Origin of the sequence: Streptomyces sp. NPDC047917 (assembly GCF_043204345.1) — a bacterium.
GTDB classification, from domain to species: domain Bacteria; phylum Actinomycetota; class Actinomycetes; order Streptomycetales; family Streptomycetaceae; genus Streptomyces; species Streptomyces sanglieri.
In genome coordinates, this window is the sequence record NZ_JBIDCA010000005.1 from 1 (window position 1) to 20187 (window position 20187).

At 69.5% G+C, this 20187-nt stretch carries 22 protein-coding genes; 7 read left to right on the forward strand and 15 right to left on the reverse strand.

Annotated features, from left to right (window positions below; translation table 11 throughout):
- Nucleotides 1–389: 389 nt before the first annotated feature.
- Entirely contained in the window at nucleotides 390–1031 is a 642-nt protein-coding gene (locus ACGF8B_RS12785) for a DNA-3-methyladenine glycosylase (protein ID WP_392737453.1), read from the reverse strand.
- 73 nt (nucleotides 1032–1104) lie between these two features.
- Between ACGF8B_RS12785 and ACGF8B_RS12790 the strand changes: the two genes are divergently transcribed.
- From ACGF8B_RS12790 to ACGF8B_RS12800, 3 genes are all read left to right on the forward strand, one after another.
- Entirely contained in the window at nucleotides 1105–1887 is a 783-nt protein-coding gene (locus ACGF8B_RS12790) for a sporulation protein (protein ID WP_392737455.1), read from the forward strand.
- Between the two features lie 52 nt (nucleotides 1888–1939).
- Complete coding sequence (locus ACGF8B_RS12795) at nucleotides 1940–2470, forward strand: YbhB/YbcL family Raf kinase inhibitor-like protein (RefSeq protein ID WP_392737456.1); 531 nt, start codon at nucleotides 1940–1942, stop codon at nucleotides 2468–2470.
- Nucleotides 2471–2626: 156 nt separating this feature from the next.
- Nucleotides 2627–3133, forward strand: coding sequence for an HNH endonuclease (locus ACGF8B_RS12800; RefSeq protein ID WP_392737457.1), 507 nt, complete (start codon nucleotides 2627–2629; stop codon nucleotides 3131–3133).
- Between the two features lie 60 nt (nucleotides 3134–3193).
- Here the strand turns inward: ACGF8B_RS12800 and ACGF8B_RS12805 are convergent, their stop codons facing one another.
- The 4 genes from ACGF8B_RS12805 to ACGF8B_RS12820 form a co-directional block, all read right to left on the reverse strand.
- Complete coding sequence (locus ACGF8B_RS12805) at nucleotides 3194–3961, reverse strand: sulfite exporter TauE/SafE family protein (protein ID WP_392737459.1); 768 nt, start codon at nucleotides 3959–3961, stop codon at nucleotides 3194–3196.
- Between the two features lie 61 nt (nucleotides 3962–4022).
- Entirely contained in the window at nucleotides 4023–4952 is a 930-nt protein-coding gene (locus tag ACGF8B_RS12810) for an SPFH domain-containing protein (RefSeq protein WP_384761141.1), read from the reverse strand.
- Nucleotides 4953–5098: 146 nt separating this feature from the next.
- Entirely contained in the window at nucleotides 5099–5527 is a 429-nt protein-coding gene (locus ACGF8B_RS12815) for an NfeD family protein (protein WP_392737460.1), read from the reverse strand.
- A gap of 90 nt (nucleotides 5528–5617) precedes the next feature.
- Nucleotides 5618–6415, reverse strand: a complete 798-nt coding sequence (locus tag ACGF8B_RS12820; RefSeq protein WP_124718429.1) for an ABC transporter ATP-binding protein — start codon at nucleotides 6413–6415, stop codon at nucleotides 5618–5620.
- A 142-nt stretch (nucleotides 6416–6557) separates the two neighbouring features.
- Here ACGF8B_RS12820 and ACGF8B_RS12825 point away from each other — a divergent pair, with 142 nt between their 5' ends.
- A complete protein-coding gene (locus tag ACGF8B_RS12825) occupies nucleotides 6558–7343 on the forward strand; it encodes a hypothetical protein (protein ID WP_266916809.1) in 786 nt (261 codons plus the stop codon).
- A gap of 98 nt (nucleotides 7344–7441) precedes the next feature.
- Here ACGF8B_RS12825 and ACGF8B_RS12830 read toward each other — a convergent pair whose 3' ends face one another.
- From ACGF8B_RS12830 to ACGF8B_RS12840, 3 genes are all read right to left on the reverse strand, one after another.
- The gene (locus tag ACGF8B_RS12830) at nucleotides 7442–7690 is read right to left on the reverse strand and encodes a chaplin family protein (protein WP_392737462.1); all 249 of its coding nucleotides are present in this window, start codon (nucleotides 7688–7690) and stop codon (nucleotides 7442–7444) included.
- Between the two features lie 145 nt (nucleotides 7691–7835).
- Complete coding sequence (locus ACGF8B_RS12835; protein ID WP_392737464.1) at nucleotides 7836–8480, reverse strand: response regulator; 645 nt, start codon at nucleotides 8478–8480, stop codon at nucleotides 7836–7838.
- A complete protein-coding gene (locus ACGF8B_RS12840; RefSeq protein WP_392737465.1) occupies nucleotides 8473–9618 on the reverse strand; it encodes a GAF domain-containing sensor histidine kinase in 1146 nt (381 codons plus the stop codon). The genes ACGF8B_RS12835 and ACGF8B_RS12840 overlap by 8 nt, the downstream gene beginning before the upstream one ends.
- A gap of 582 nt (nucleotides 9619–10200) precedes the next feature.
- On the opposite strand from ACGF8B_RS12840, the gene ACGF8B_RS12845 reads away from it, so the two are divergent.
- Nucleotides 10201–10971, forward strand: coding sequence for a transglycosylase SLT domain-containing protein (locus ACGF8B_RS12845; protein ID WP_392737466.1), 771 nt, complete (start codon nucleotides 10201–10203; stop codon nucleotides 10969–10971).
- Nucleotides 10972–11066: 95 nt separating this feature from the next.
- On the opposite strand, the gene ACGF8B_RS12850 is transcribed toward ACGF8B_RS12845, so the two are convergent.
- Entirely contained in the window at nucleotides 11067–13631 is a 2565-nt protein-coding gene (locus tag ACGF8B_RS12850; RefSeq protein WP_392737468.1) for an FHA domain-containing protein, read from the reverse strand.
- Between the two features lie 399 nt (nucleotides 13632–14030).
- Between ACGF8B_RS12850 and serB the strand changes: the two genes are divergently transcribed.
- Nucleotides 14031–15308 carry a phosphoserine phosphatase SerB gene (serB, locus tag ACGF8B_RS12855; protein WP_342280627.1) on the forward strand — a complete coding sequence of 426 codons (1278 nt, stop codon included), beginning with the start codon at nucleotides 14031–14033 and terminating at the stop codon, nucleotides 15306–15308.
- A 167-nt stretch (nucleotides 15309–15475) separates the two neighbouring features.
- Here serB and ACGF8B_RS12860 read toward each other — a convergent pair whose 3' ends face one another.
- The 4 genes from ACGF8B_RS12860 to ACGF8B_RS12875 all read right to left on the reverse strand — a co-directional run bounded on the left by ACGF8B_RS12860 (nucleotide 15476) and on the right by ACGF8B_RS12875 (nucleotide 17975).
- Complete coding sequence (locus ACGF8B_RS12860; protein WP_392737470.1) at nucleotides 15476–15994, reverse strand: SixA phosphatase family protein; 519 nt, start codon at nucleotides 15992–15994, stop codon at nucleotides 15476–15478.
- A gap of 74 nt (nucleotides 15995–16068) precedes the next feature.
- Nucleotides 16069–16275 carry a hypothetical protein gene (locus tag ACGF8B_RS12865; protein ID WP_342280629.1) on the reverse strand — a complete coding sequence of 69 codons (207 nt, stop codon included), beginning with the start codon at nucleotides 16273–16275 and terminating at the stop codon, nucleotides 16069–16071.
- Between the two features lie 231 nt (nucleotides 16276–16506).
- On the reverse strand, nucleotides 16507–16617 hold the full coding sequence (locus tag ACGF8B_RS12870) for an SGM_5486 family transporter-associated protein (RefSeq protein WP_259931089.1): 111 nt from the start codon (nucleotides 16615–16617) through the stop codon (nucleotides 16507–16509).
- Between the two features lie 26 nt (nucleotides 16618–16643).
- Nucleotides 16644–17975: a CynX/NimT family MFS transporter gene (locus tag ACGF8B_RS12875; protein ID WP_392737472.1), complete on the reverse strand. Its 1332-nt coding sequence runs from the start codon at nucleotides 17973–17975 to the stop codon at nucleotides 16644–16646.
- A gap of 157 nt (nucleotides 17976–18132) precedes the next feature.
- On the opposite strand from ACGF8B_RS12875, the gene ACGF8B_RS12880 reads away from it, so the two are divergent.
- A complete protein-coding gene (locus ACGF8B_RS12880; RefSeq protein ID WP_392737474.1) occupies nucleotides 18133–18807 on the forward strand; it encodes a FadR/GntR family transcriptional regulator in 675 nt (224 codons plus the stop codon).
- 59 nt (nucleotides 18808–18866) lie between these two features.
- On the opposite strand, the gene ACGF8B_RS12885 is transcribed toward ACGF8B_RS12880, so the two are convergent.
- Together ACGF8B_RS12885 and fabI are read right to left on the reverse strand one after the other, a co-directional pair.
- Nucleotides 18867–19247, reverse strand: coding sequence for a hypothetical protein (locus tag ACGF8B_RS12885; RefSeq protein ID WP_392737476.1), 381 nt, complete (start codon nucleotides 19245–19247; stop codon nucleotides 18867–18869).
- 167 nt (nucleotides 19248–19414) lie between these two features.
- Complete coding sequence (gene fabI / locus ACGF8B_RS12890) at nucleotides 19415–20182, reverse strand: enoyl-ACP reductase FabI (RefSeq protein WP_342280633.1); 768 nt, start codon at nucleotides 20180–20182, stop codon at nucleotides 19415–19417.
- Between the last annotated feature and the right edge of the window lie 5 nt (nucleotides 20183–20187).

Genomic DNA, 20187 nt, shown 5'->3' on the forward strand with positions numbered 1-20187 from the left:
GACTCTATCAGACTCTTTCGTGTCCGATTCCCGGTCGAAGCGGGATCCTGCTTTTCGCTTTCCAGTTCTTCGCTTTCGCGTTTCCCTTTCCGGCGGTTCCAACCTTACCAGACTCTTTTTCGTTCCGTTTCCGGTCCGAATTTGAATTCCGGTGGCCTTTGGAGTGGCCTTGCCTTTCGGCGTGTCCACTACATTAGCCGATTTCCTTGGCGACTCATAATCGAGCCGAGGGGATTGAATTACGGCATGCCGAATTCGCACCCGCCAGGGTGATTCGTAGGTAGTGGTTGGCCGCTCAGGGATGCTTCGGATGCGGTCCGGTGGACCTCATCGAAAACAGCACCCGTCTCAAGCGGCTCGGACTACATTAGGCGCCCCTCAAGGGCGAGTCAAGTTGCGCGTCGACGTGGCACATGGGCCCGGTAGGGGCTCACCGTGGGGTCACCGTCGATCCAGAATCGCCAGGGATGTGTGGCGCCGTCGCCGCCCACTCCGGTGCGGGGACCGTTGCGTACCTGGTCGCATGGGGGCGGGGTGCCGTGCAGTACGGACAGCGAGGCGCCGGGGTGGGCGATGGCGTCGGTGCCGTTCAGTGCGCGGTCGACGTCGAGGGCGGTGGCCAGTCGGGCCGGGCCTTTGGCCAGTTCCCTGTCGTTGCGGGCCGAGTTCCGACGGTCGCGGGTGAGTTCGGCGCCGACCTGGATGTCGCCGGCGCGGAGCAGGACCCCGCTCGCCCAGCCCTCGGGGCCGCACACCAGGTTGAGGCAGTGCCACATGCCGTAGGTGAAGTAGACGTACGCGTGGCCGGGCGGTCCGAACATGACGCTGTTGCGTGCGGTGCGGCCTCTGAAGGCGTGCGAGCCGGGGTCGATCTCGCCGGCGTACGCCTCCACCTCGGTGAGGCGGAGCTCGATGGGTCCGTCCGGTGTGGCTCGCACCAGGGTCCGGCCCAGGAGGTCGGGTGCCACGTCCAGTACGGGGCGGTCGAAGAAGTCACGTGTCAGCGGCGTACGGTCCAAGCCCTCGATCATGGCGGTCGAGGGTACCGGGAACCGACTACGGTCGTGGCGCGTATCTAGGGGTCAGGACCAAGGAGGAGTAAACATGGGCTTCAAGCGGCTGCTCGCGAGCATGGGTGCCGGTGGCGCTTCGGTGGAGACCGAGCTTTCCGAGCTCAACGTCGTACCGGGTGGGGTCGTCCAGGGCGAGGTGCGGGTCCAGGGCGGTTCCGTGGATCAGCAGATCGAGGGACTCTCCGTGGGCCTCCAGGCCCGGGTCGAGGTCGAGGGCAACGACACGGAGACCAAGCAGGACATCGAGTTCACCAAGCTGCGCCTCGGCGGCGCGTTCGAGGTGCGGGCCGGTGCCGTGCACGTCGTACCCTTCGGGCTCGAAATTCCGTGGGAGACGCCGATCACGATGTTCGCCGGTCAGCACCTGCACGGCATGAACATCGGCGTGACCACGGAGCTGGAGATCGCGCGGGCGCTGGACTCAGGCGACCTGGACCCGATCAACGTGCACCCGCTGCCGGCCCAGCAGGCCATCCTCGACGCCTTCGGCCGGCTCGGCTTCGGCTTCCGCAGCGCGGACATGGAGCGCGGTCACATTCGCGGTACGCGTCAGCGGCTGCCCTTCTACCAGGAGATCGAGTTCTTCCCGCCGCAGCAGTACCGCGGGCTGAACCAGGTGGAGCTGACGTTCGTCGCGGACGACCGTGAGATGGACGTCGTCCTGGAGATGGACAAGAAGTCGGGCCTCTTCAGCGAGGGCAGCGACTCCTACCGCTCGTTCAAGGTCGGGCTGCACGACTACCAGGGGACTGACTGGGCGGCGTACCTCAATCAGTGGCTGGCGCAGGTCGGCGGTCAGCGCAACTGGCTCTAGGGTCGGTGGGAGACCTGCTGACAGCAGGAGAGCGATCAGGAGAGGTGCTGACGTGACCGAGCCGAAGAGGGCGCCGCTGCCGCACGACTTCCATCCGGAGGTGCCGTCGTTCACCGTGGCGAGCGAGGATCTCGCCCCCGGTGCCGTGCTGGCGGACGCTCAGGTGTTCGCTGCCGGGAACACCTCGCCGCAGCTGCGGTGGGAGGGATTCCCCGCGCAGACCAAGAGTTTCGCCGTGACCTGCTTCGACCCCGATGCCCCCACCGGCAGCGGGTTCTGGCACTGGGTGCTCTTCGACATCCCGGCGTCGGTCACGGAACTGCCGGCCGGTGCGGGCGGCGGGAAGTCCGAGGGGCTGCCTGCCGGCGCCGTCCAGGCCCGTAACGACTACGGCTCGAAGGACTTCGGCGGTGCCGCTCCGCCCGCCGGGGAGAACCACCGCTACGTGTTCACGGTGTACGCGGTGGACACCGAGAAGCTGGGTGTCGACAGTGACGCGTCGCCCGCGGTCGTCGGTTTCAACCTGCGGTTCCACACGCTGGGCCGTGCTCAGCTGATCGGCGAGTACACCGGTCCCGCCTAGTACCCGGTGAGCCGAGAGTTCCCCTGCTGTTTGCCCTGCCCTGGTCCTGGAGAGATCAGGGCAGGGCATTTTTTATTGCGTTGTCCATCACGGCTCGCCCGGCCAGAGTTGATCCGGGCCTGCCAGGGGGCGGCCGGCACACGGGAGGTGGGCGAGATGCGGGACACGCTGGTACTGAATGCGAGCTTCGAGCCGCTGTCGACGGTGACGCTGAATCGTGCGGTGGTGCTGATTCTTCAGGACAAGGCCGTCGTCGAGCAGTCGCATCCCGATCTCCGCATGCGTGGTGCCGCCGTGGACATTCCGGTGCCCCGGGTGATCAGGCTCTGCCGGTACGTACGGGTGCCGTTCCGAAGACATGCCCCCTGGTCCCGGAGGGGTGTGCTGATACGGGACCAGCACCGGTGCGCGTACTGCGGGCGGCGGGCGAGCACCGTCGACCACGTGGTGCCGCGTGCCCAGGGGGGTCAGGACGCCTGGCTCAACACGGTGGCGTCCTGTGCCGAGGACAATCACCGCAAGGCGGCCCGGACGCCGGAGCAGGCGGGAATGCCGCTGCTGCGCCAGCCGTTCGTGCCGTCTCCCGCGCAGGCGATGCTGCTGGCGATGGGGTCCGGTGACCGGTCGGCGCTGCCGGAGTGGCTGGAGGGCACCGCAGCGTAGGCGGTGTACGCATTTCGTCGGGGTGAAGCCCGTCTCCGTGGGGAGGCGGGCTTCGCCGTGTCAGCGGAGCAGCAGCTGGACGATGGCGGCCGTGCCGACCGCGACGATGAGGACGCGCAGCACGGTGGGGCTGAGGCGGCGGCCGATCCTGGCACCGATCTGGCCACCCAGCGCGGATCCGACCGCGATCAGTACGACGGCCGTCCAGTCGAAGTGCGCGACGAAGAGGAAGAAGAGCGCGGCGATGCTGTTGACGACGGCGGCCAGGACGTTCTTGACGGCGTTGAGGCGCTGCATGGTGTCGTCGAGCAGCATGCCCATCAGGGAGAGGTAGATGATCCCCTGGGCGGCGGTGAAGTAGCCGCCGTAGACGCTGGCGAGCATCAGGCCGACGAACAGCAGCGGTCCGCCGTCGGGACGGGCGGGGGTGCCGGTGTGCTCGCGCCGGCGCTGGACCGCTTTGCTGATGCGTGGTTGCAGGATGACCAGGACCAGAGCCAGGGCCACCAGGATCGGCACGATGGTCTCGAAGGCCGTCGAGGGCAGGGCCAGCAGGAGGGTGGCACCGGTGAGGCCGCCCATGAGGGCGCCGACGGCGAGCTTGAGTACGCGGCGGCCCTGTCCCTTGAGTTCCTCGCGGTAGCCGATGGCGCCGCTGACGGAACCGGGTATCAGGCCGAGGGCGTTGGAGACGGTCGCCGTGACCGGGGGAAGGCCGGTGGCGAGCAGCACGGGGAAGGTGATCAGCGTTCCCGAGCCGACGATCGTGTTGATCGTGCCTGCACTGATGCCCGCGACGAAGACGGCGAGCATCTCCCAGGTGTTCATTGCGTACCCCCCGTGCATGATCGGTGCTTGGTGCATTGATCATGCACGGGGCGTGTACGCGTCAGTCGACCGGGGGCTGTTCCCGGCGTTCCTTGCTGGTGTCGAAGCCGGGGACGCCGTTGCCGAGGTTGCCGAAGGCACCGCTGAGGCCCTTGAGGGCGTCGCCGATCTCGCTGGGCACGATCCAGAGCTTGTTGGCGTCTCCCTCGGCGATCTTCGGGAGCATCTGGAGGTACTGGTACGAGAGGAGCTTCTGGTCCGGGTCGCCGGCGTGGATCGACTCGAAGACCGTACGGATCGCCTGGGCCTCGCCCTCGGCGCGCAGGGCCGATGCCTTGGCCTCACCCTCGGCGCGCAGGATCGCGGACTGCTTCTCGCCCTCCGCGGTGAGGATCGCGGACTGTCGCGTTCCTTCGGCCTGGAGGATCGCGGCGCGCTTGTCACGGTCGGCGCGCATCTGCTTCTCCATCGAGTCCTGGATGGAGGTGGGCGGCTCGATCGCCTTGAGCTCGACGCGGTTGACGCGGATGCCCCACTTGCCGGTGGCCTCGTCGAGGACGCCGCGCAGGGCCGCGTTGATCTCCTCGCGGGAGGTCAGGGTCCGCTCCAGGTCCATGCCACCGATGATGTTGCGGAGGGTGGTGACGGTGAGCTGCTCGATCGCCTGGATGTAGCTGGCGACTTCGTAGGTCGCGGCCCGCGCGTCGGTCACCTGGTAGTAGATGACGGTGTCGATGTTGACGACCAGGTTGTCCTGGGTGATCACCGGCTGGGGCGGGAACGGCACGACCTGTTCACGGAGGTCGATGCGGTTGCGGATGGAGTCGATGAATGGAACGACGATGTTCAGGCCCGCGTTGAGCGTGCGGGTGTAGCGGCCGAAGCGCTCCACGATGGCGGCGCTGGCCTGCGGGATGACCTGGATCGTCTTGATCAGGGCGATGAAGACGAGCACCACCAGAATGATCAGAACGATGATGATCGGTTGCATCGTGTTCCTCGTTGCCCTTCGGTTGCCGACGGATCGCGATGATCGAGGTCGAGTTCGCGGGAGGGGCCGGAAGCTGTACCGGCCCCGATCTCATGATGATCGACATCGAGTCTGACAGAACGCGCTCTGCCTTGTGGGTGGTTCGGTCACATGACGACTGCCGTGGCTCCGTCGATGTCGACGACATCGACCTGTTGGCCGGGATCGAAGCTCTGGCCCTCGTCGAGTGCGCGGGCGGACCAGATCTCGCCGGCCAGCTTGATCCGGCCGCCGCCGCTGTCGACCCGCTCCAGGACGACCGCCTGACGGCCTTTCAGCGCGTCGATACCGGTGGCGAGTCGGGGCCGGTCGGTACGGTGTCTGGCGGCGATCGGACGGACCACCGCGACGAGTGCCACGGAGACCACGACGAACACCAGCACCTGGGCCACGATGCCGCCGCCGAGTGCCGCGACGACAGCCGCTGCGACCGCTCCGACGGCGAACATGCCGAACTCGGGCATCGCAGTCATGACGAGTGGGATGCCCAGTCCCACCGCGCCGATCAGCCACCACACCCACGCATCGATGTCCACGGGGCCATGGTAGAACCGCGAACGCCCTCGCGGACAGGGCGCAAGCCGGTCGCTGCGCCCGTTACGGCCGGGAGTCCGTGCCGGCGGCGGTTACGAGAGCGGCAGTCCGTGGGCCGTGTAGCGGTCGCCGGTGTGCTCGACGACGAGCGGCAGTCCGAAGCAGAGGGAGAGGTTGCGGGAGCTGAGTTCGGTCTCCATGGGGCCCGCGGCGAGCACCTTGCCCTGGCGGATCATCAGGACGTGGGTGAACCCGGGGGCGATCTCCTCGACATGGTGGGTGACCATGATCATGGAGGGGGCGTACGGGTCGCGGGCCAGCCGGCCGAGGCGCCGGACCAGGTCCTCGCGGCCGCCGAGGTCGAGTCCTGCCGCAGGCTCGTCGAGGAGCAGCAGTTCGGGGTCGGTCATCATGGCGCGGGCGATCAGGGTGCGCTTGCGCTCGCCCTCGGACAGGGTGCCGAACTTGCGGTCGAGGTACTCGGTCATGCCGAGCCGGTCGAGGAAGGCGCGGGCGCGCTCCTCGTCGACGGCCTCGTAGTTCTCGTGCCAGGTGGCGGTCATGCCGTACGCGGCGGTGAGCACCGTCTGCAGGACGGTCTGGCGCCGGGGCAGCTTCTCGGCCATGGCGACGCCCGCGATGCCGATGCGGGGGCGAAGCTCGAAGACGTCGGTGCCGACGCCGCCGAGCTGCTCGCCGAGGACCTTGGCGGTACCGGTGCTCGGGAAGAGGTAGCTGGACGCGATGTTGAGGAGGGTGGTCTTGCCGGCGCCGTTGGGGCCGAGGATGACCCAGCGCTCCCCCTCCTTGACCGACCAGGAGACGTCGTCCACCAGAGCGCGTCCGTCGCGGACCACGGATACGTCCACCAGCTCCAGTACATCGCTCATGGCGCGTTGTCTCCCCATGCAGTGTCGAGATCGTCGGTACCTGTGGGCACAGCTCCCAGGGAAATCTACGCCACCGCGCGAGTGCTCCCGGCGCTGGGCCCGAGTGACGACAGCCCCCGGGTCCGTTCCCTAGGGTGTTCCCATGCTTTCGGAACCACGCTCAGGGCTGTTGGCCGCTTGGGGAAACGCGCTTCTGGCGGGACTGGTGTCGCCGGACGAGGCGGCGCTCGCCATTGTCGGGGAGGACGCGGTGCACCGCGTCGAGGGGCTGCCGGGCGAGGCGGGGCCGGTCGGGCTCACGCTGGCGCTCGGCCGGCTGCGGGGTCTGGGGGTGACGGGTTTCCGGGTGGCGCTGCCGGCGCCGGGCCATCCGCTGGGGCTGAGCGGTCCGCCGGACTTCAACGCGCGGGCGCTGGAGGCCGAGGAGGCGGTGGTGGCCTTCGGTGCGCCGTACGGGCTGGTTCCCGAGGTGCGTGAGGTGGGGCCGGCCGGGGATCTGCACATCGAGGTGGTGTGGCGTTGTCTGGCGGTGCGGGAGGCGCCGCCGGCCGATGTGCCGTCGCTGGGCGAGGCGGAGCGGGAGCTCGCCGAGGCGTTGCGGGACGCGACGGCGGTGCTGTCGCGGTTGGACGTGGCCGGTTCGGGGCCGGTGGCGGATGCGGCGGTGGACGCGTACCGGGCGCGGGCGGAGCGGGGGCGCGAGGTGCTGGCTCCGGGTTATCCGCCGCGGGCGGTGCGGGTGCTGGAGCTGGCGCAGCGGGTGGGGCTGCTGATCTCGGTGGCGTACGAGAACGGGCACGGTGGGGCGGTGAGCGCCTCGGAGATCGCGGCCAGGGGCGAGGCGCTGAGACCGGTGGAGCGGGTGGCCCGGCGGGCGCAGGTCGCCGCGTACAACGCGTATGTGGAGGAGCGCGAGCGGGAGCGGTGAGCGGGAGCGGTCGGGCGGGCGGCGGGGTCGCCGGACGGGCTCGATGCGCCCGTCCGGCGAGGTGTGACCGTGGCGCCGGTCAGCCGGCCGCGGGTCGGTCAGCCGTTCAGGCCGAGGTTGCCGAAGGCCGGGTTGAGCAGGCCGATCACGTTGACCGTGTTGCCGACCACGTTGACCGGGACGTCCACCGGGACCTGGATCACATTGCCGCTGACCACGCCCGGGGAGTGGGCCGCGACACCGCCGGCACCCGCGCCGTGTCCGGTGGCGGAGGCGGCGCCCGCGCCGGCGGCGATGATCCCGCCGGCGATCATGGTGACGGCAGCGGCCTTCTTCAGGTTCTTCACTTCAGGATCCTCCTAGCGTGGCTGCGGCCGACCGCCGCAGCACCCTGGAGAACGCCCCGGGGCCGAGCAGGTTGCGCCGTCCGGGTGACATACACCCGACAGTATGAATCTCAGCCCGGAGAGAGACGGTCCACTTCGGCGCAGGTCAGCCCGCCGCCCCGTGTCGCACCGCCCACAGGGCCGCCTGGGTCCGGTCCGAGAGGTCGAGCTTCATCAGGATGTTCGATACGTGCGTCTTGACGGTCTTCTCGGAGAGGACCAGCGCTCGCGCGATCTCCCGGTTGGAGCGGCCGTCGGCGATCAGCCCGAGCACCTCCCGCTCCCGCTCGGTGAGGGTGCTCCCCCGGCCCGTGCCACTGCCCGAGTCCTCCTGGGCGAGCAGGGCCCCCGCGACCTCCGGCTGGAGCAGGACGTGGCCCGCGTACACCGAGCGGATCGCGCCGGCCAGCGCGTCCGGGTCGACGTCCTTGTACACGTAACCGGAGGCTCCGGCGCGCAGCGCGGGGACCACCGTGCGCTGCTCGGTGAAGCTGGTGACGATGAGGACCTTGGCCGGGCTCTCCAGCTCGCGCAGCCTGCGCAGCGCCTCGATGCCGTCGGTGCCGGGCATCTTGATGTCCATCAGGACGACGTCGGGGTGGAGCTCCTCGGTCCTGGCCACTCCTTCCGCGCCGTCGGCCGCCTCGCCGACCACCTCTATGTCGTCCTGGATCTCCAGGAACGTACGCAGACCGCGGCGGACCACCTGGTGGTCGTCGACCAGCAGCACCCTGATGATCTTGTCAGCCACCGGGTACCTCCATCTCGATCGTGGTGCCCTTGCCGGGCGCCGATTCAACGATGAGCTTTCCGCCGACGCCGTTCGCACGGTCCCGCATGGACACCAGGCCCAGGTGCCGGCCCGCCTGCCGGGTCGCCGCGGGTTCGAAGCCGCTGCCGTCGTCGGTGATCCGCAGCAGTGTGCCGCTGCCGTGCCGGGCGAGTGTGACCTCGACGTGTTCCGCCCCGGAGTGGCGCAGTGCGTTGTGCAGGGCCTCCTGGGAGACCCTCAGCAGCGCCTCCTCGTGGGCGGCCGGCAGAGCCCGTGTGCCCAGGCTCTCGAAGGTGACCCGGGCGGTGTGGGCCCGGTCCAGGACCTGGATCTGGGTACGGAGGGTGGCGACCAGGCCGTCCTCGTCGAGCGCGGCGGGGCGCAGCTCGACGACGGCGGCGCGCAGTTCGTCCACGGCTTCCGCGGCGAGTGCGGCGACCTGCTGGAGCTCGCCCTTGGCGCGGGCCGGGTCGCGGTCCACCAGGGCGGCGGCGGCCTGGGCCGTCAGCCGCAGCGAGAAGAGCTTCTGGCTCACCGCGTCGTGCAGCTCGTGGGCGAGCCGGGACCGCTCCTCGGCGATGGTGAGCTCGCGGCTGCGTTCGTAGAGCCGGGCGTTGGTGAGGGCGATCGCCGCGTGCTGGGCGAGGATGGCCAGCAGTTCCTCGTCCTCGGCGGTGAAGCCGCAGCTGCCCTCGGGCTTGGGGCAGCGTTTGTTGGCGAGGAAGAGGGCGCCGATGACCTCCTCGCCGTCCCTGATGGGCAGGCCGAGGAAGTCGGACATGTCGGGGTGGGCGGCGGGCCAGCCCTCGAAGCGGGGGTCCTTGCGGACATCGGCGAGCCGCTCGGGCTTCGCCTCGTGGAGCATCGACGCGAGGATGCCGTGCTGTCTGGGCAGCGGGCCGATGGCCTTCCACTGCTCGTCGCTGACACCGTCGACGACGAACTGGGCGAAGCCGCCGTGGTCGTCGGGGACGCCCAGGGCGGCGTACTCGGCGTCCAGCAGCTCGCGGGCCGAGACGACGATCTTCTTCAGGACGTCGCGCACTTCGAGATGCCGGCTCATGGCGAGCAGCGCGGCGCTCACGGCGGCGAGACCCGACGACGGGCGATGGCTCATGGCCTCACCGTACCGGCGGGGTTCGAACGCCGTATCGGCCTGTGGACGGCCGCCGGTTAGGGCGCAGGGACTAGGTCCCTGCGCCTGTTCGCGAGAACGGCCTCCCCTCAGGGACGGCCTTCTCTCAGGGCCGTCCTCCTTCAGGGACGGCCTTCCTTCAGGACCGGCTGCCTGTACGGGAGCGGCCTGTACGTACGGGAGCGGCCCCGTACACGCGCGAGCGGCCGCGCAGACAGGGGGTGGCGGCCCCGTCGGATACGCACACGCACCCCGGAATCTCACACTCCGGATTGCTGGAGCAACGGTTGGTGAGGTTTCCGCCCGCCCGGTGTGAGGCCGCGCATAGGACCCACATCACTTACGAAGGCTGCTAGTGGACACATAAGCGCCACATCAATGGTTATGAGCGCGGGCCGACACGTTCGAGCGGAGCCCCGGTCCACTACCCGGGTTCGTACGTCACACCTTTGCCACCAGATTTTGCGGGCGCTAAGAATTGCTCTCGTCCCCGACGGAGATGCGCGAACGCTTCCCGTCTTCGTCCTCCGTGAGGACTCCCGCTATTCGAAGAGGTACGTCTGCATGTCCGTGTCCAGCATCCCCGGCCGTCGTCGTCGCCTGAACAAGACCCAGAAGCTCTCCGTCGCGGGAATCTCCGCCATGGCCGTCGCCGCACTCTCGTTCTCGCTCGTCCCCGCCAACGCCGACCCCAAGCCCGAGGCCGAGACCCCCGTGTCCGCCGCCCCCGTGGTCCTCGCGTCGGCCGCCGGTACTCCGCAGGCCAAGGCCGTGCAGGCCAGCATCATCGAGCAGCACTCCACCGCCGAGAAGCTGGTGAAGGCGGCCGACCTCGCCAAGGCCAAGAAGGCCGCCGCCGCGAAGGCCAAGGCCGCCGAGGCCGCCGAGGTCAAGGCCCGGGCCGAGGCGAAGGCCAAGGCCGAGGCCGCCGCCAAGGTGAGGGCGAAGGCCGTCGCCGCCGAGCGCACCGCGCCGCAGGCCGCCAGCCGCTCCGAGGCCCGTACCCCGGTGTACGCGAACAACCTGGACGGCTGGATCAACCAGGCCCTGGACATCATGCGGGCCAATGGCATCCCCGGCTCGTACAACGGTCTGCACCGCAACATCATGCGCGAGTCGACCGGCAACCCGAACGCGGTCAACGGCTGGGACGTCAACGCCCAGAACGGCACCCCGTCCTGCGGCCTGCTCCAGGTCATCCAGCCGACGTTCAACGCGTACCACGTCCCGGGCACCTCGTGGAACATCTACGACCCGGTCGCCAACATCACGGCCGCGGCCAACTACGCGGCCGACAAGTACGGCTCCATGGACAACGTCAACAGCGCGTACTGACCGGCACCGAGCGTCGCCGGACGGCATCCGCATACGCCGAAGGGCGGCACCCCGCGTGGGGTGCCGCCCTTCGGCGGTCGTGCGCCGGACCCGCGCTACTTGCGCATGACCTCCGGCTCGTGGCGGCGCAGCAGTCGCGCGACCACGACGCCGCAGATGATGCCGAGCAGCAGCAGCACCGAGATGTTGATCCCCCACTGAGTGGCCGAGTGCTCCCACAGCGGGTCGAGATCGGTCGGGTTCTTCGGATCCCACGGCGCCATGAGGTGCGAGAGGTCGAGCGTCGTGCCCGCGCCGGCGATGGCCCAGCGGGACGGCATCAGCCAGGCGAACTGCTCCAGGCCCGGCGAGCCGAACACCTGGAAGAGGATGCCGGTGAAGACGACCTGGACGATCGCGAACATGACCAGCAGGGGCATGGTCTTCTCGGCGGTCTTCACCAGCGAGGAGATCACCAGGCCGAACATCATCGAGGTGAAGCCGAGCACGATGATCGTCAGGCAGAGCTCGACGGCCGGCGGCATGATCAGGCCCTCGGCCGGCAGCTCGCGGGTGGCGAAGCCGATGCCGCAGATGATGACGCCCTGGAAGGCGGTGATCACGCCGAGAACGATCACCTTCGACATCAGATAGGCGGAGCGGGACAGGCCGGTGGCCCGTTCCCGTTCGTAGATGACGCGTTCCTTGATCAGTTCTCGTACGGAGTTGGCCGCGCCGGAGAAGCACATGCCGACCGCGAGGATCAGCATGATCGTTCCGGCGGCTCCGTTGAACCGGGACGGCGGCTTCGGCGGGGCCAGGCCGAAGTCGGCCGGGATGACCACGCTGACGACGCCGAGCACCGCGGGCAGGATCACCATCAGACCCATGAAGCCCTTGTCGGACGCGATCACCGAGACGTAGCGGCGCATCAGCGTCCACAGCTGGGCCGACCAGCTCTGCGGCTTCGGCGGCCGCATCTGCTGCGGGGGCGGCATGTGTACGGACTGTGCGGCGACGGCGTCGATGTCCGCGGCGTACATCTGGTAGTGCTGCGATCCGCGCCAGCGGCCCGACCAGTCGTAGTCGCGGTAGTTCTCGAACGCGGAGAAGACGTCGGCCCAGGTGGTGTAACCGAAGAAATTGAGCGCTTCCTCCGGCGGGCCGAAGTAGGCGACGGACCCGCCCGGCGCCATGACCAGCAGCTTGTCGCAGATCGCCAGCTCGGCGACGGAGTGCGTGACGACCAGGACGGTGCGGCCGTCGTCGGCCAGACCGCGCAGCAGCTGCATGACATCGCGGTCCATGCCCGGGTCGAGGCCGGAGGTCGGCTCGTCCAGGAATATCAGCGACGGCTTGGTGAGCAGCTCCAGGGCGACGGAGACGCGCTTGCGCTGACCGCCGGAGAGCGAGGTGACCTTCTTGTCCTTGTGGATGTCGAGCTTGAGCTCGGCGAGGACTTCGAGGATCCGGGCCTGGCGCTCGGCCTCGGTGGTGTCCGCGGGGAAGCGGAGCTTGGCCGCGTACTTGAGCGCCTTGGTGACGGTGAGTTCCTTGTGCAGGATGTCGTCCTGCGGGACCAGACCGATGCGCTGGCGCAGTTCGGCGAACTGCTTGTACAGGTTCCGGTTGTCGTAGAGCACGTCGCCCTGGTTGGCGGGCCGGTAGCCGGTGAGCGCCTTGAGCAGGGTGGACTTGCCGGAGCCGGACGGGCCGATGACCGCGACGAGCGACTTCTCCGGGACGCCGAAGGAGACGTCCTTGAGGATCTGCTTCCCGCCGTCGACCGTCACCGTGAGGTGGCGGGCGGAGAAGGAGACCTCACCGGTGTCGACGAACTCTTCGAGCCGGTCGCCGACCAGGCGGAAGGTCGAGTGGCCGACACCGACGATGTCGTTCGGCCCGATCAGCGCGGAGCCCGACTTGTGCAGCGGCTGACCGTTGACGTACGTGCCGTTGTGGGATCCGAGGTCACGGATCTCGAAGCGGCCGTCGGGGGTCGCGTGGAATTCGGCGTGGTGGCGGGAGACCTGGAGGTCGGAGACGACCAGTTCGTTCTCCAGCGCACGACCGATGCGCATGACGCGACCGAGGTCCAGCTGGTGGAACGTGGTCGGGCTGCGGTCTCCGTACACCGGCGGAGCCCCCGCGGCTCCGCCCGTGCCGGGCGGCTTCGCCGCGCCCTGCTGCTGCGGGACCTGCGGTTGCACGGGCTGCTGCGGCGGCACTCCCTGGGGCGCCTGCTGCGGCCAGCCCTGCTGCGGCTGGTGCGGGGCGGGGGCCTGCTGGCCGGGCCAGCCGGCGCCACCCTGCTGGGGCTGCTGGACCGGTGCCTGCTGGGCACCCGCGCCCTGTCCGCTGTACGCGTCGGCACCTGCCGCGGCGGTGAGGCTCAGCCGCGGGCCGTCAGTGGCATTGCCCAGGTGCACGACCGAGCCGGGGCCGATCTCCAGTTGCTGGATCCGGTTGCCCTGTGCATAGGTTCCGTTGGTGCTGCCGTGGTCCTCGATGAACCAATTCCGGCCTCCCCAGCTGATCGTGGCGTGCCGCCACGACACTCTGGCGTCGTCGATCGTCAGGTCGCCCTGCGGATCGCGCCCCAGCGTGTACGACCTGGACGGATCGAGCGTCCAGGTCCTGCCATTCAATTCCAGTACGAGTTCCGGCACTCCGCGCCCCACTAGTTGTCCCCCGAGTTACCCCCATCGCAGGGAGTCTAGGGATGCTGAACATCGTGGGGAACTATTCCAGGAGCAGTCCCCGATACGAAAGTCGAGCAGGCCGAAGACCCTGCCTGGACCTGCATCGTTACGGTGCCGACACGAACCGCGGAAGCGGCGCGCGACCAAAGGGAACAGGGCACGGCAAGCGACCCGAGTACGTATGAATCACTGGTTACCGGAACATCCCGGTCACCCCGCGTCCGTGGTCCCATCGCCCCGCCGGACACCGGCCGGATCCGGACGCGCGCGATCCGTCACCACGCACGGGCGCCCGGCGGGTGTGGGTGTCCGACGCGCTGTCCGGTCCTCGGGACGGGCCACCGGAGCGCCGGGGCGGACCGATACGGTGGAAGCACCATGAGCGCATCTCAGCCACCTCGGTCCTCCTCGTCTCCTGAGTCCCCTGAGTCCCGTTCCGAGCCCCCCGGGTCCTCTCGGGGCGCCGGCACTCCCACCCTTCTCGTGAAGATCTTCGGGAAGGACCGCCCCGGTATCACCGCCGGGCTCTTCGACACCCTCGCCGCCTACTCGGTCGACGTCGTCGACATCGAGCAGGTCGTCACCCGTGGCCGCATCGTCCTGTGCGCGCTGGTCACCGCCCCGACCGCGGGCGGCACCACCGAGGGCGACCTGCGGGCGACCGTGCACAGCTGGGCCGATTCGCTGAAGCTCCAGGCCGAGATCATCTCCGGTACCGGTGACAACCGGCCGCGTGGTGACGGGCGTTCCCATGTGACGGTGCTCGGGCACCCGCTGACCGCGGAGTCGACCGCCGCCATAGCGGCCACGATCACCTCCACCGGCGGCAACATCGACCGCATCTTCCGGCTCGCGAAGTATCCGGTCACGGCAGTCGAGTTCGCGGTGTCCGGCACCGCTACCGAGGAACTGCGCACCGCACTGGCGACGGAGTCCGCCGGCATCGGCGTCGACGTCGCGGTGGTGTCGGCCGGTCTGAGCCGCCGGGCACAGCGCCTGGTCGTCATGGATGTCGACTCGACGCTCATCCAGGACGAGGTCATCGAGCTCTTCGCCGCCCACGCGGGCTGCGAGGACAAGGTCGCCGAGGTGACCGAGCAGGCGATGCGCGGCGAGCTCGATTTCGAGCAGTCGCTGCACGCGCGGGTGGCGCTGCTGGCCGGGCTCGACGTGTCGGTGGTGGACAAGGTGCGCGCCGAGGTGCGACTGACGCCGGGCGCTCGCACCCTGATCCGTACGCTGAAGCGGCTCGGCTATCAAGTCGGTGTGGTCTCGGGCGGGTTCACCCAGGTCACCGACGATCTGAAGGAACGGCTCGGGCTCGACTTCGCCTCTGCCAACACGCTGGAAGTGGTCGACGGAAAGCTCACCGGCCGGGTCGTCGGCGACATCGTCGACCGGGCCGGCAAGGCCCGGCTGCTGCGCAGCTTCGCCGAGCAGGCCGGGGTGCCGCTGGCGCAGACCGTCGCGATCGGTGACGGTGCCAACGACCTGGACATGCTGAACACCGCCGGGCTCGGGGTGGCCTTCAACGCCAAGCCGGTGGTCCGCGAGGCCGCGCACACCGCGGTGAACGTGCCGTTCCTGGACACCGTGCTGTATCTGCTCGGCATCACCCGCGAGGAGGTCGAGGCCGCCGACGGCCTCGTCGACTGACGCGTTCACACAGAGTCGGCCTCATCGACTGACGCGTTCACACAGAGTCGACCGACGCGACTCACGCGTTGACAGGAGTCGACCGACGCGACTCACGCGTTCGTACAGATGTGTCGCAGGGCCCCGGTGCTTCTCCCACCGGGGCCCTGCGACGTACGGGAACGATGTCAGTCGTTGGGCGTCCAGTACTCGACCAGCTTGCCCACTCCGTGTTCCACGCCCTTCCAGGAGCCGGTGAACTCGACGACGGCGAACGCCGCGGTGGGGAAGCCACCGCGGGTCATCCGGGACAGTGCGTCGCCCTCGGACGACTCCGCGAGGGCGTCGGCGACCGCGTGCATACCGGGGTTGTGGCCGATGACCAGGAGGTTGTGCACATCGTCGGGAGTCTCGTTGATCAGCGCGATCAGCTCACCGAGGGATGCCTCGTACAGCCGGTCCTCGTACACGGTCCTGGGGCGCTGCGGCATCTCGTGGACGGCCAGCTTCCACGTCTCGCGGGTCCTGGCCGCGGTGGAGCAGAGGGCCAGATCGAGGGCGATCCCGGAGTCGACGAGTTTGCGGCCCGCGACGGGGGCATCCTTGCGGCCGCGCTCCGCGAGCGGTCGCTCGTGGTCGGAGTCCTGCGACCATTCCGCCTTTGCGTGCCTGAGAAGGACGATCCTGCGAGGTGTATCGACGCTCATACACCTCAGCTTCGCATGAAATGTGCCGCCCGGCGCAGGGTGTTGGCGGGCTTCCGCGGGGTGTGCGGACGACGTCAGCCGGTCACCAGGGCCGTGATTCGCGCGAGCAACCGGCTGATCGCCGGGTCGGCGGTCGCGGCCTGCGCCTCGCCGGATCCCATGATCAGCAGCAGAAGTGCGGCGAACGCGATCGCGGGCAGCGCGATGGCCCACCATGGCAGCCGGACCTCGACGCTTCCGGTGGCCGGGTGGGTGGTCGGGGTGTGCGTTCGGGCCGGCATGTCCGCCTCCGCGGGTCTTCGGTGCTGATACCGAAAACCTACGGACCCGGGGCGGCCGGTCCCATCCGGCGGCCCACCCACTTCACCCTGACCCTGGCCCCCTAAGGGATACGGGGGCCAGCCCCACCATCGGCGGCCGTACGGCTCGAAGGACGCGTACGGCTGGGGGCGCGTACGGCTGGGGGCCGTACGGATCAAGGAGATGCGTACGGCTCAGGGGGCACGTACGGCTCAGGGAGACGCGATCGAAGCGATCACTGCGACGATCACGGTGATCAGCAGCATCGCCCCGAGCACCATGAGGAGCTTCTTCTGACCGTTCTGGGGATTCGGGTCGAGCACAGGAGACATGGGCTCAGTCTCGCACTTCAGCATTCGTCCTCGATGGTCCGGTCCCGCCCGGCGAGGATTCCGACCGCCATCTGCGGCACCATGAGGCCCGCCATCAGCGCGATCGGCAGTTCCCAGCCGCCGCTGTGCTGGTAGAGCACACCGATCAGCAGCGGCCCCGGGATCGAGATCAGATAGCCGACGGACTGCGCGAACGCGGACAGCCGGACCACTCCGGCGCCACTGCGGGACCGCATGCCGATCATGGTCAGGGCGAGCGGGAAGGAGCAGTTCGAGATGCCCAGCAGCAGCGCCCAGGCCCAGGCGCCGCCGGCCGGTGCGAGGTAGAGGCCCGCGTAGCCGAGGAGGCCGCAGCTGCCGAGGAAGACGACGATCGCGCCCTGGTTCTTCATCCGGGTCGCGACCCGGGGGATGACGAACGCGAGCGGCACGCCCATCGCCATGGTCACGGCGAGCAGCACACCCGCCGTGCCGGCCGAGACCCCGGCGTCGCGGAAGATCTGCGGCATCCATCCCATGGTGATGTACGCGGCGGTGGCCTGCAGCCCGAAGAAGCAGGCGAGGGCCCAGGCGGTACGGCTGCGGGTGATCCGCAGGGCGGGGGCGTCCGGCTGCTGGGCGGCCTGCTTCCCCGGGGCGCCGCTGCGGTCCCGTACCAGCGGGATCCAGGGCAGGATCGCGGCGGCGGCGAGCACGGCCCAGACCCCGAGCCCGAGCCGCCAGCTGCCGCCCATCGCGCTGGTCATGGGCACGGTCACGGCGGCGGCCAGCGAGGTGCCGAGGGCCAGGGCCATCGAGTAGAGCCCGGTCATGGAGCCGACCCGGTCCGGGAACCAGCGCTTGACGATCACCGGCATCAGGACGTTGCTGACGGCGATGCCCATGAGGGCGAGGGCGCTCGCGGCGAGGAAACCGGCCGTCCCGCCGACGAGCGGCCGGATCACCAGACCGGCGGTGATGGCGGTCATACCGGCGCAGACGACCGCGCCCGGGCCGAAGCGGCGGGCGAGGCGCGGCGCCATGATGCCGAAGACCGCGAAGCAGAGCGGCGGTACGGAGGTCAGGACACCGGCGACGCTGCCGCTCATGTGCAGCCCGTCGCGCACCTCTTCGAGGAGGGCGCCGAGGCTGGTGATGGCGGGGCGGAGGTTGAGCGCGGTGAGGACCAGCCCGACGACGACCAGCCGGAGCATCCAGGGGGCGGCCCCGTCGGCGGCCGGTGCCGTCCGGGAGGCCGGCGGGGTCCGCACGGCCGTGGTTGTCCGCGCGGCCGTGGATTTCGTGGGGTCGTCCACCGTGGTGGCGGGGGTCAGGGTCCGGGTCTGGGGCCGGGTCTCGTCGTCGGGCATGAGGCCCATCATAGAATCATGGGATGATTGATTGTCCAATCGTTCTGGAGCCGCCCCGGTAACGGGCTGCTCTGAGACGATTCGCGGCAGGCGGGGCAACGTCCCCGCCGTCCCCGCAGCCCCGTCCGTCACCCAAGCAACCCGACCAAGGAGCACCATGACGCTGACGTCTCCGCGGCGTTCGGCCCTCGCCGACCAGGTGATCGCCCAGTTGAGGAACCAGATCACCTCGGGCGAGTGGCCCGTGGGTTCGCGCATTCCCACCGAGCCCGAGCTGGTGGAGCAGCTGGGGGTGGCCCGCAACACCGTGCGCGAGGCCGTGCGCGCCCTCGCGCACAACGGTCTGCTCGACATCCGGCAGGGTTCGGGCACCTATGTCGTGGCCACCAGCGAACTGGCCGGGGTGATGCACCGCCGTTTCGCCTCCGCCGATCCGCGCCATATCGCCGAGCTGCGCTCCACCCTGGAGTCCTCGGCGGCGAGGCTGGCGGCCGCCCGGCGCACCGAGCGGGATCTGAAGCAGCTGGACGCGCTGATGGCGCGCCGGGAGGAGACCTGGGCCGAGGGTGACGCCGAGGCGTTCGTCGCGGCGGACGCGACGCTGCACCTGGCCGTGGTCGCCGCCTCGCACAACGACGTACTGACCGGTCTCTACGCCGACCTGGGCGATCTGCTGCGCGACTATCTCCGCGGCGACATCGGTCATGAGCTGCGGCCGGAGAACCACATGGACCACGGCAGGCTGGTCGAGGCGATCCGGGCGGGGGACGGGGAGGCGGCGGCGGCCGAGGCCGCGAGCCATGCGCTGAGCTGTCTGGTGGACCGGGTCTAGGGCCTCCCGTCCGGATCACGCCGGACTCGCGTGCCCCCGTGCCGGGCCGCCGCGAGGTCTCAGGCCGTCGAAGGGTCACGCACCTGGTGCGTGACCCAGACGGCGCCGACTTCCTTCCAGCAGCGGTCGTCGATCCGTACGGTCCGGCCGGGGGCCACCTCGACCGGGGCGGCGTCGGCGTCTATGTCCCACCAGCGCCGGCACTCGGTGTGCAGCTGTACGCGGTCGGTGGAGGGGTACGGGTTGTGGCAGTACGTGACGACCCGGGAGCCCCGGACCGACGTACGGCATTCGGCTCCGGCGGGGTCGGGAGGAGCGGCGGGGGCGGACGCCCCGGCTCCCATCCGCCCCGCCACGGATATCCCCACCGGGGCGGCGAGTCCGGCGACGGCTATGGAGGCCGCCAGCAGGGCGCAGGTCCGGCGACGTGTGGCGCGCACGGCGACCTCCTCCCCGCTGCCTGACCCGAAGTCGGGTTCACCACATTCTGCGGTGGATCGACCGTATTTTCGACTTGAGCGGGCCGGAGCCGGGCCCGGATACGCCGGAGCCGCGCACCGCCTGCTCGGAGGTGGTACGCGGCCCGGTCCGTGCCTGTCCCGCGGGGTCAGGCACCCATCATGTGCACGCCACCGTCGACGTGGATGATCTCGCCCGTGGTCTTCGGGAAGAAGTCCGAGAGCAGCGCGACGATGCCGCGGCCGGCCGGCTCCGGGTCCGTCATGTCCCAGGAGAGCGGGGAGCGGGTGTTCCACACGTCCGCGAGCTCGGTGAAGCCGGGGATGGACTTCGCGGCCATGGACTTGAGCGGTCCGGCCGAGACCAGGTTGCAGCGGATGTCGTCCTTGCCCAGGTCACGGGCGAGGTAGCGGGAGGTGGCCTCCAGCGCGGCCTTGGCCGGGCCCATCCAGTCGTACTGCGGCCAGGCGAACTGCGCGTCGAAGGTGAGGCCGACGATCGAACCGCCGTCGTTCATCAGCGGCTTGCAGGCCATGGCGAGCGACTTCAGCGAGAACGCCGAGACGTGCATCGCGGTGGCGACGGACTCGAACGGGGTGTTGAGGAAGTTGCCGCCGAGCGCGTCCTGCGGCGCGAAGCCGATGGAGTGGACGACGCCGTCGAGCGAACCGAGCTCGTCCCGGACCAGGCCCTCCAGCCGGTCCAGGTGCTCGGTGTTGGTCACGTCCAGCTCGATGACCTTGGCCGGCTTCGGCAGCTTCCTGGCGATGCGCTCCGTCAGCGTGGGGCGGGGGAAGGCGGTCAGGATGACTTCGGCACCCTGCTCCTGGGCCACCTTGGCGGCGTGGAAAGCGATGGAGGACTCCATCAGCACACCCGTGATGAGGATGCGCTTGCCGTCGAGAATTCCGCTCATGGTGA

Bases quoted from the DNA above. Each gene is read 5' to 3' on its own strand.
- ACGF8B_RS12805 (WP_392737459.1), bottom strand. From the start codon at position 3,961: ATGAACACCTGGGAGATGCTCGCCGTCTTCGTCGCGGGCATCAGTGCA.
- ACGF8B_RS12785 (WP_392737453.1), bottom strand. From the start codon at position 1,031: ATGATCGAGGGCTTGGACCGTACGCCGCTGACACGTGACTTCTTCGAC.
- ACGF8B_RS12875 (WP_392737472.1), bottom strand. From the start codon at position 17,975: ATGCCCGACGACGAGACCCGGCCCCAGACCCGGACCCTGACCCCCGCC.
- serB (WP_342280627.1), top strand. From the start codon at position 14,031: ATGAGCGCATCTCAGCCACCTCGGTCCTCCTCGTCTCCTGAGTCCCCT.
- ACGF8B_RS12825 (WP_266916809.1), top strand. From the start codon at position 6,558: ATGCTTTCGGAACCACGCTCAGGGCTGTTGGCCGCTTGGGGAAACGCG.
- ACGF8B_RS12860 (WP_392737470.1), bottom strand. From the start codon at position 15,994: ATGAGCGTCGATACACCTCGCAGGATCGTCCTTCTCAGGCACGCAAAG.
- fabI (WP_342280633.1), bottom strand. From the start codon at position 20,182: ATGAGCGGAATTCTCGACGGCAAGCGCATCCTCATCACGGGTGTGCTG.
- ACGF8B_RS12790 (WP_392737455.1), top strand. From the start codon at position 1,105: ATGGGCTTCAAGCGGCTGCTCGCGAGCATGGGTGCCGGTGGCGCTTCG.
- ACGF8B_RS12865 (WP_342280629.1), bottom strand. From the start codon at position 16,275: ATGCCGGCCCGAACGCACACCCCGACCACCCACCCGGCCACCGGAAGC.
- ACGF8B_RS12840 (WP_392737465.1), bottom strand. From the start codon at position 9,618: ATGAGCCATCGCCCGTCGTCGGGTCTCGCCGCCGTGAGCGCCGCGCTG.
- ACGF8B_RS12880 (WP_392737474.1), top strand. From the start codon at position 18,133: ATGACGCTGACGTCTCCGCGGCGTTCGGCCCTCGCCGACCAGGTGATC.
- ACGF8B_RS12810 (WP_384761141.1), bottom strand. From the start codon at position 4,952: ATGCAACCGATCATCATCGTTCTGATCATTCTGGTGGTGCTCGTCTTC.
- ACGF8B_RS12800 (WP_392737457.1), top strand. From the start codon at position 2,627: ATGCGGGACACGCTGGTACTGAATGCGAGCTTCGAGCCGCTGTCGACG.
- ACGF8B_RS12845 (WP_392737466.1), top strand. From the start codon at position 10,201: ATGTCCGTGTCCAGCATCCCCGGCCGTCGTCGTCGCCTGAACAAGACC.
- ACGF8B_RS12820 (WP_124718429.1), bottom strand. From the start codon at position 6,415: ATGAGCGATGTACTGGAGCTGGTGGACGTATCCGTGGTCCGCGACGGA.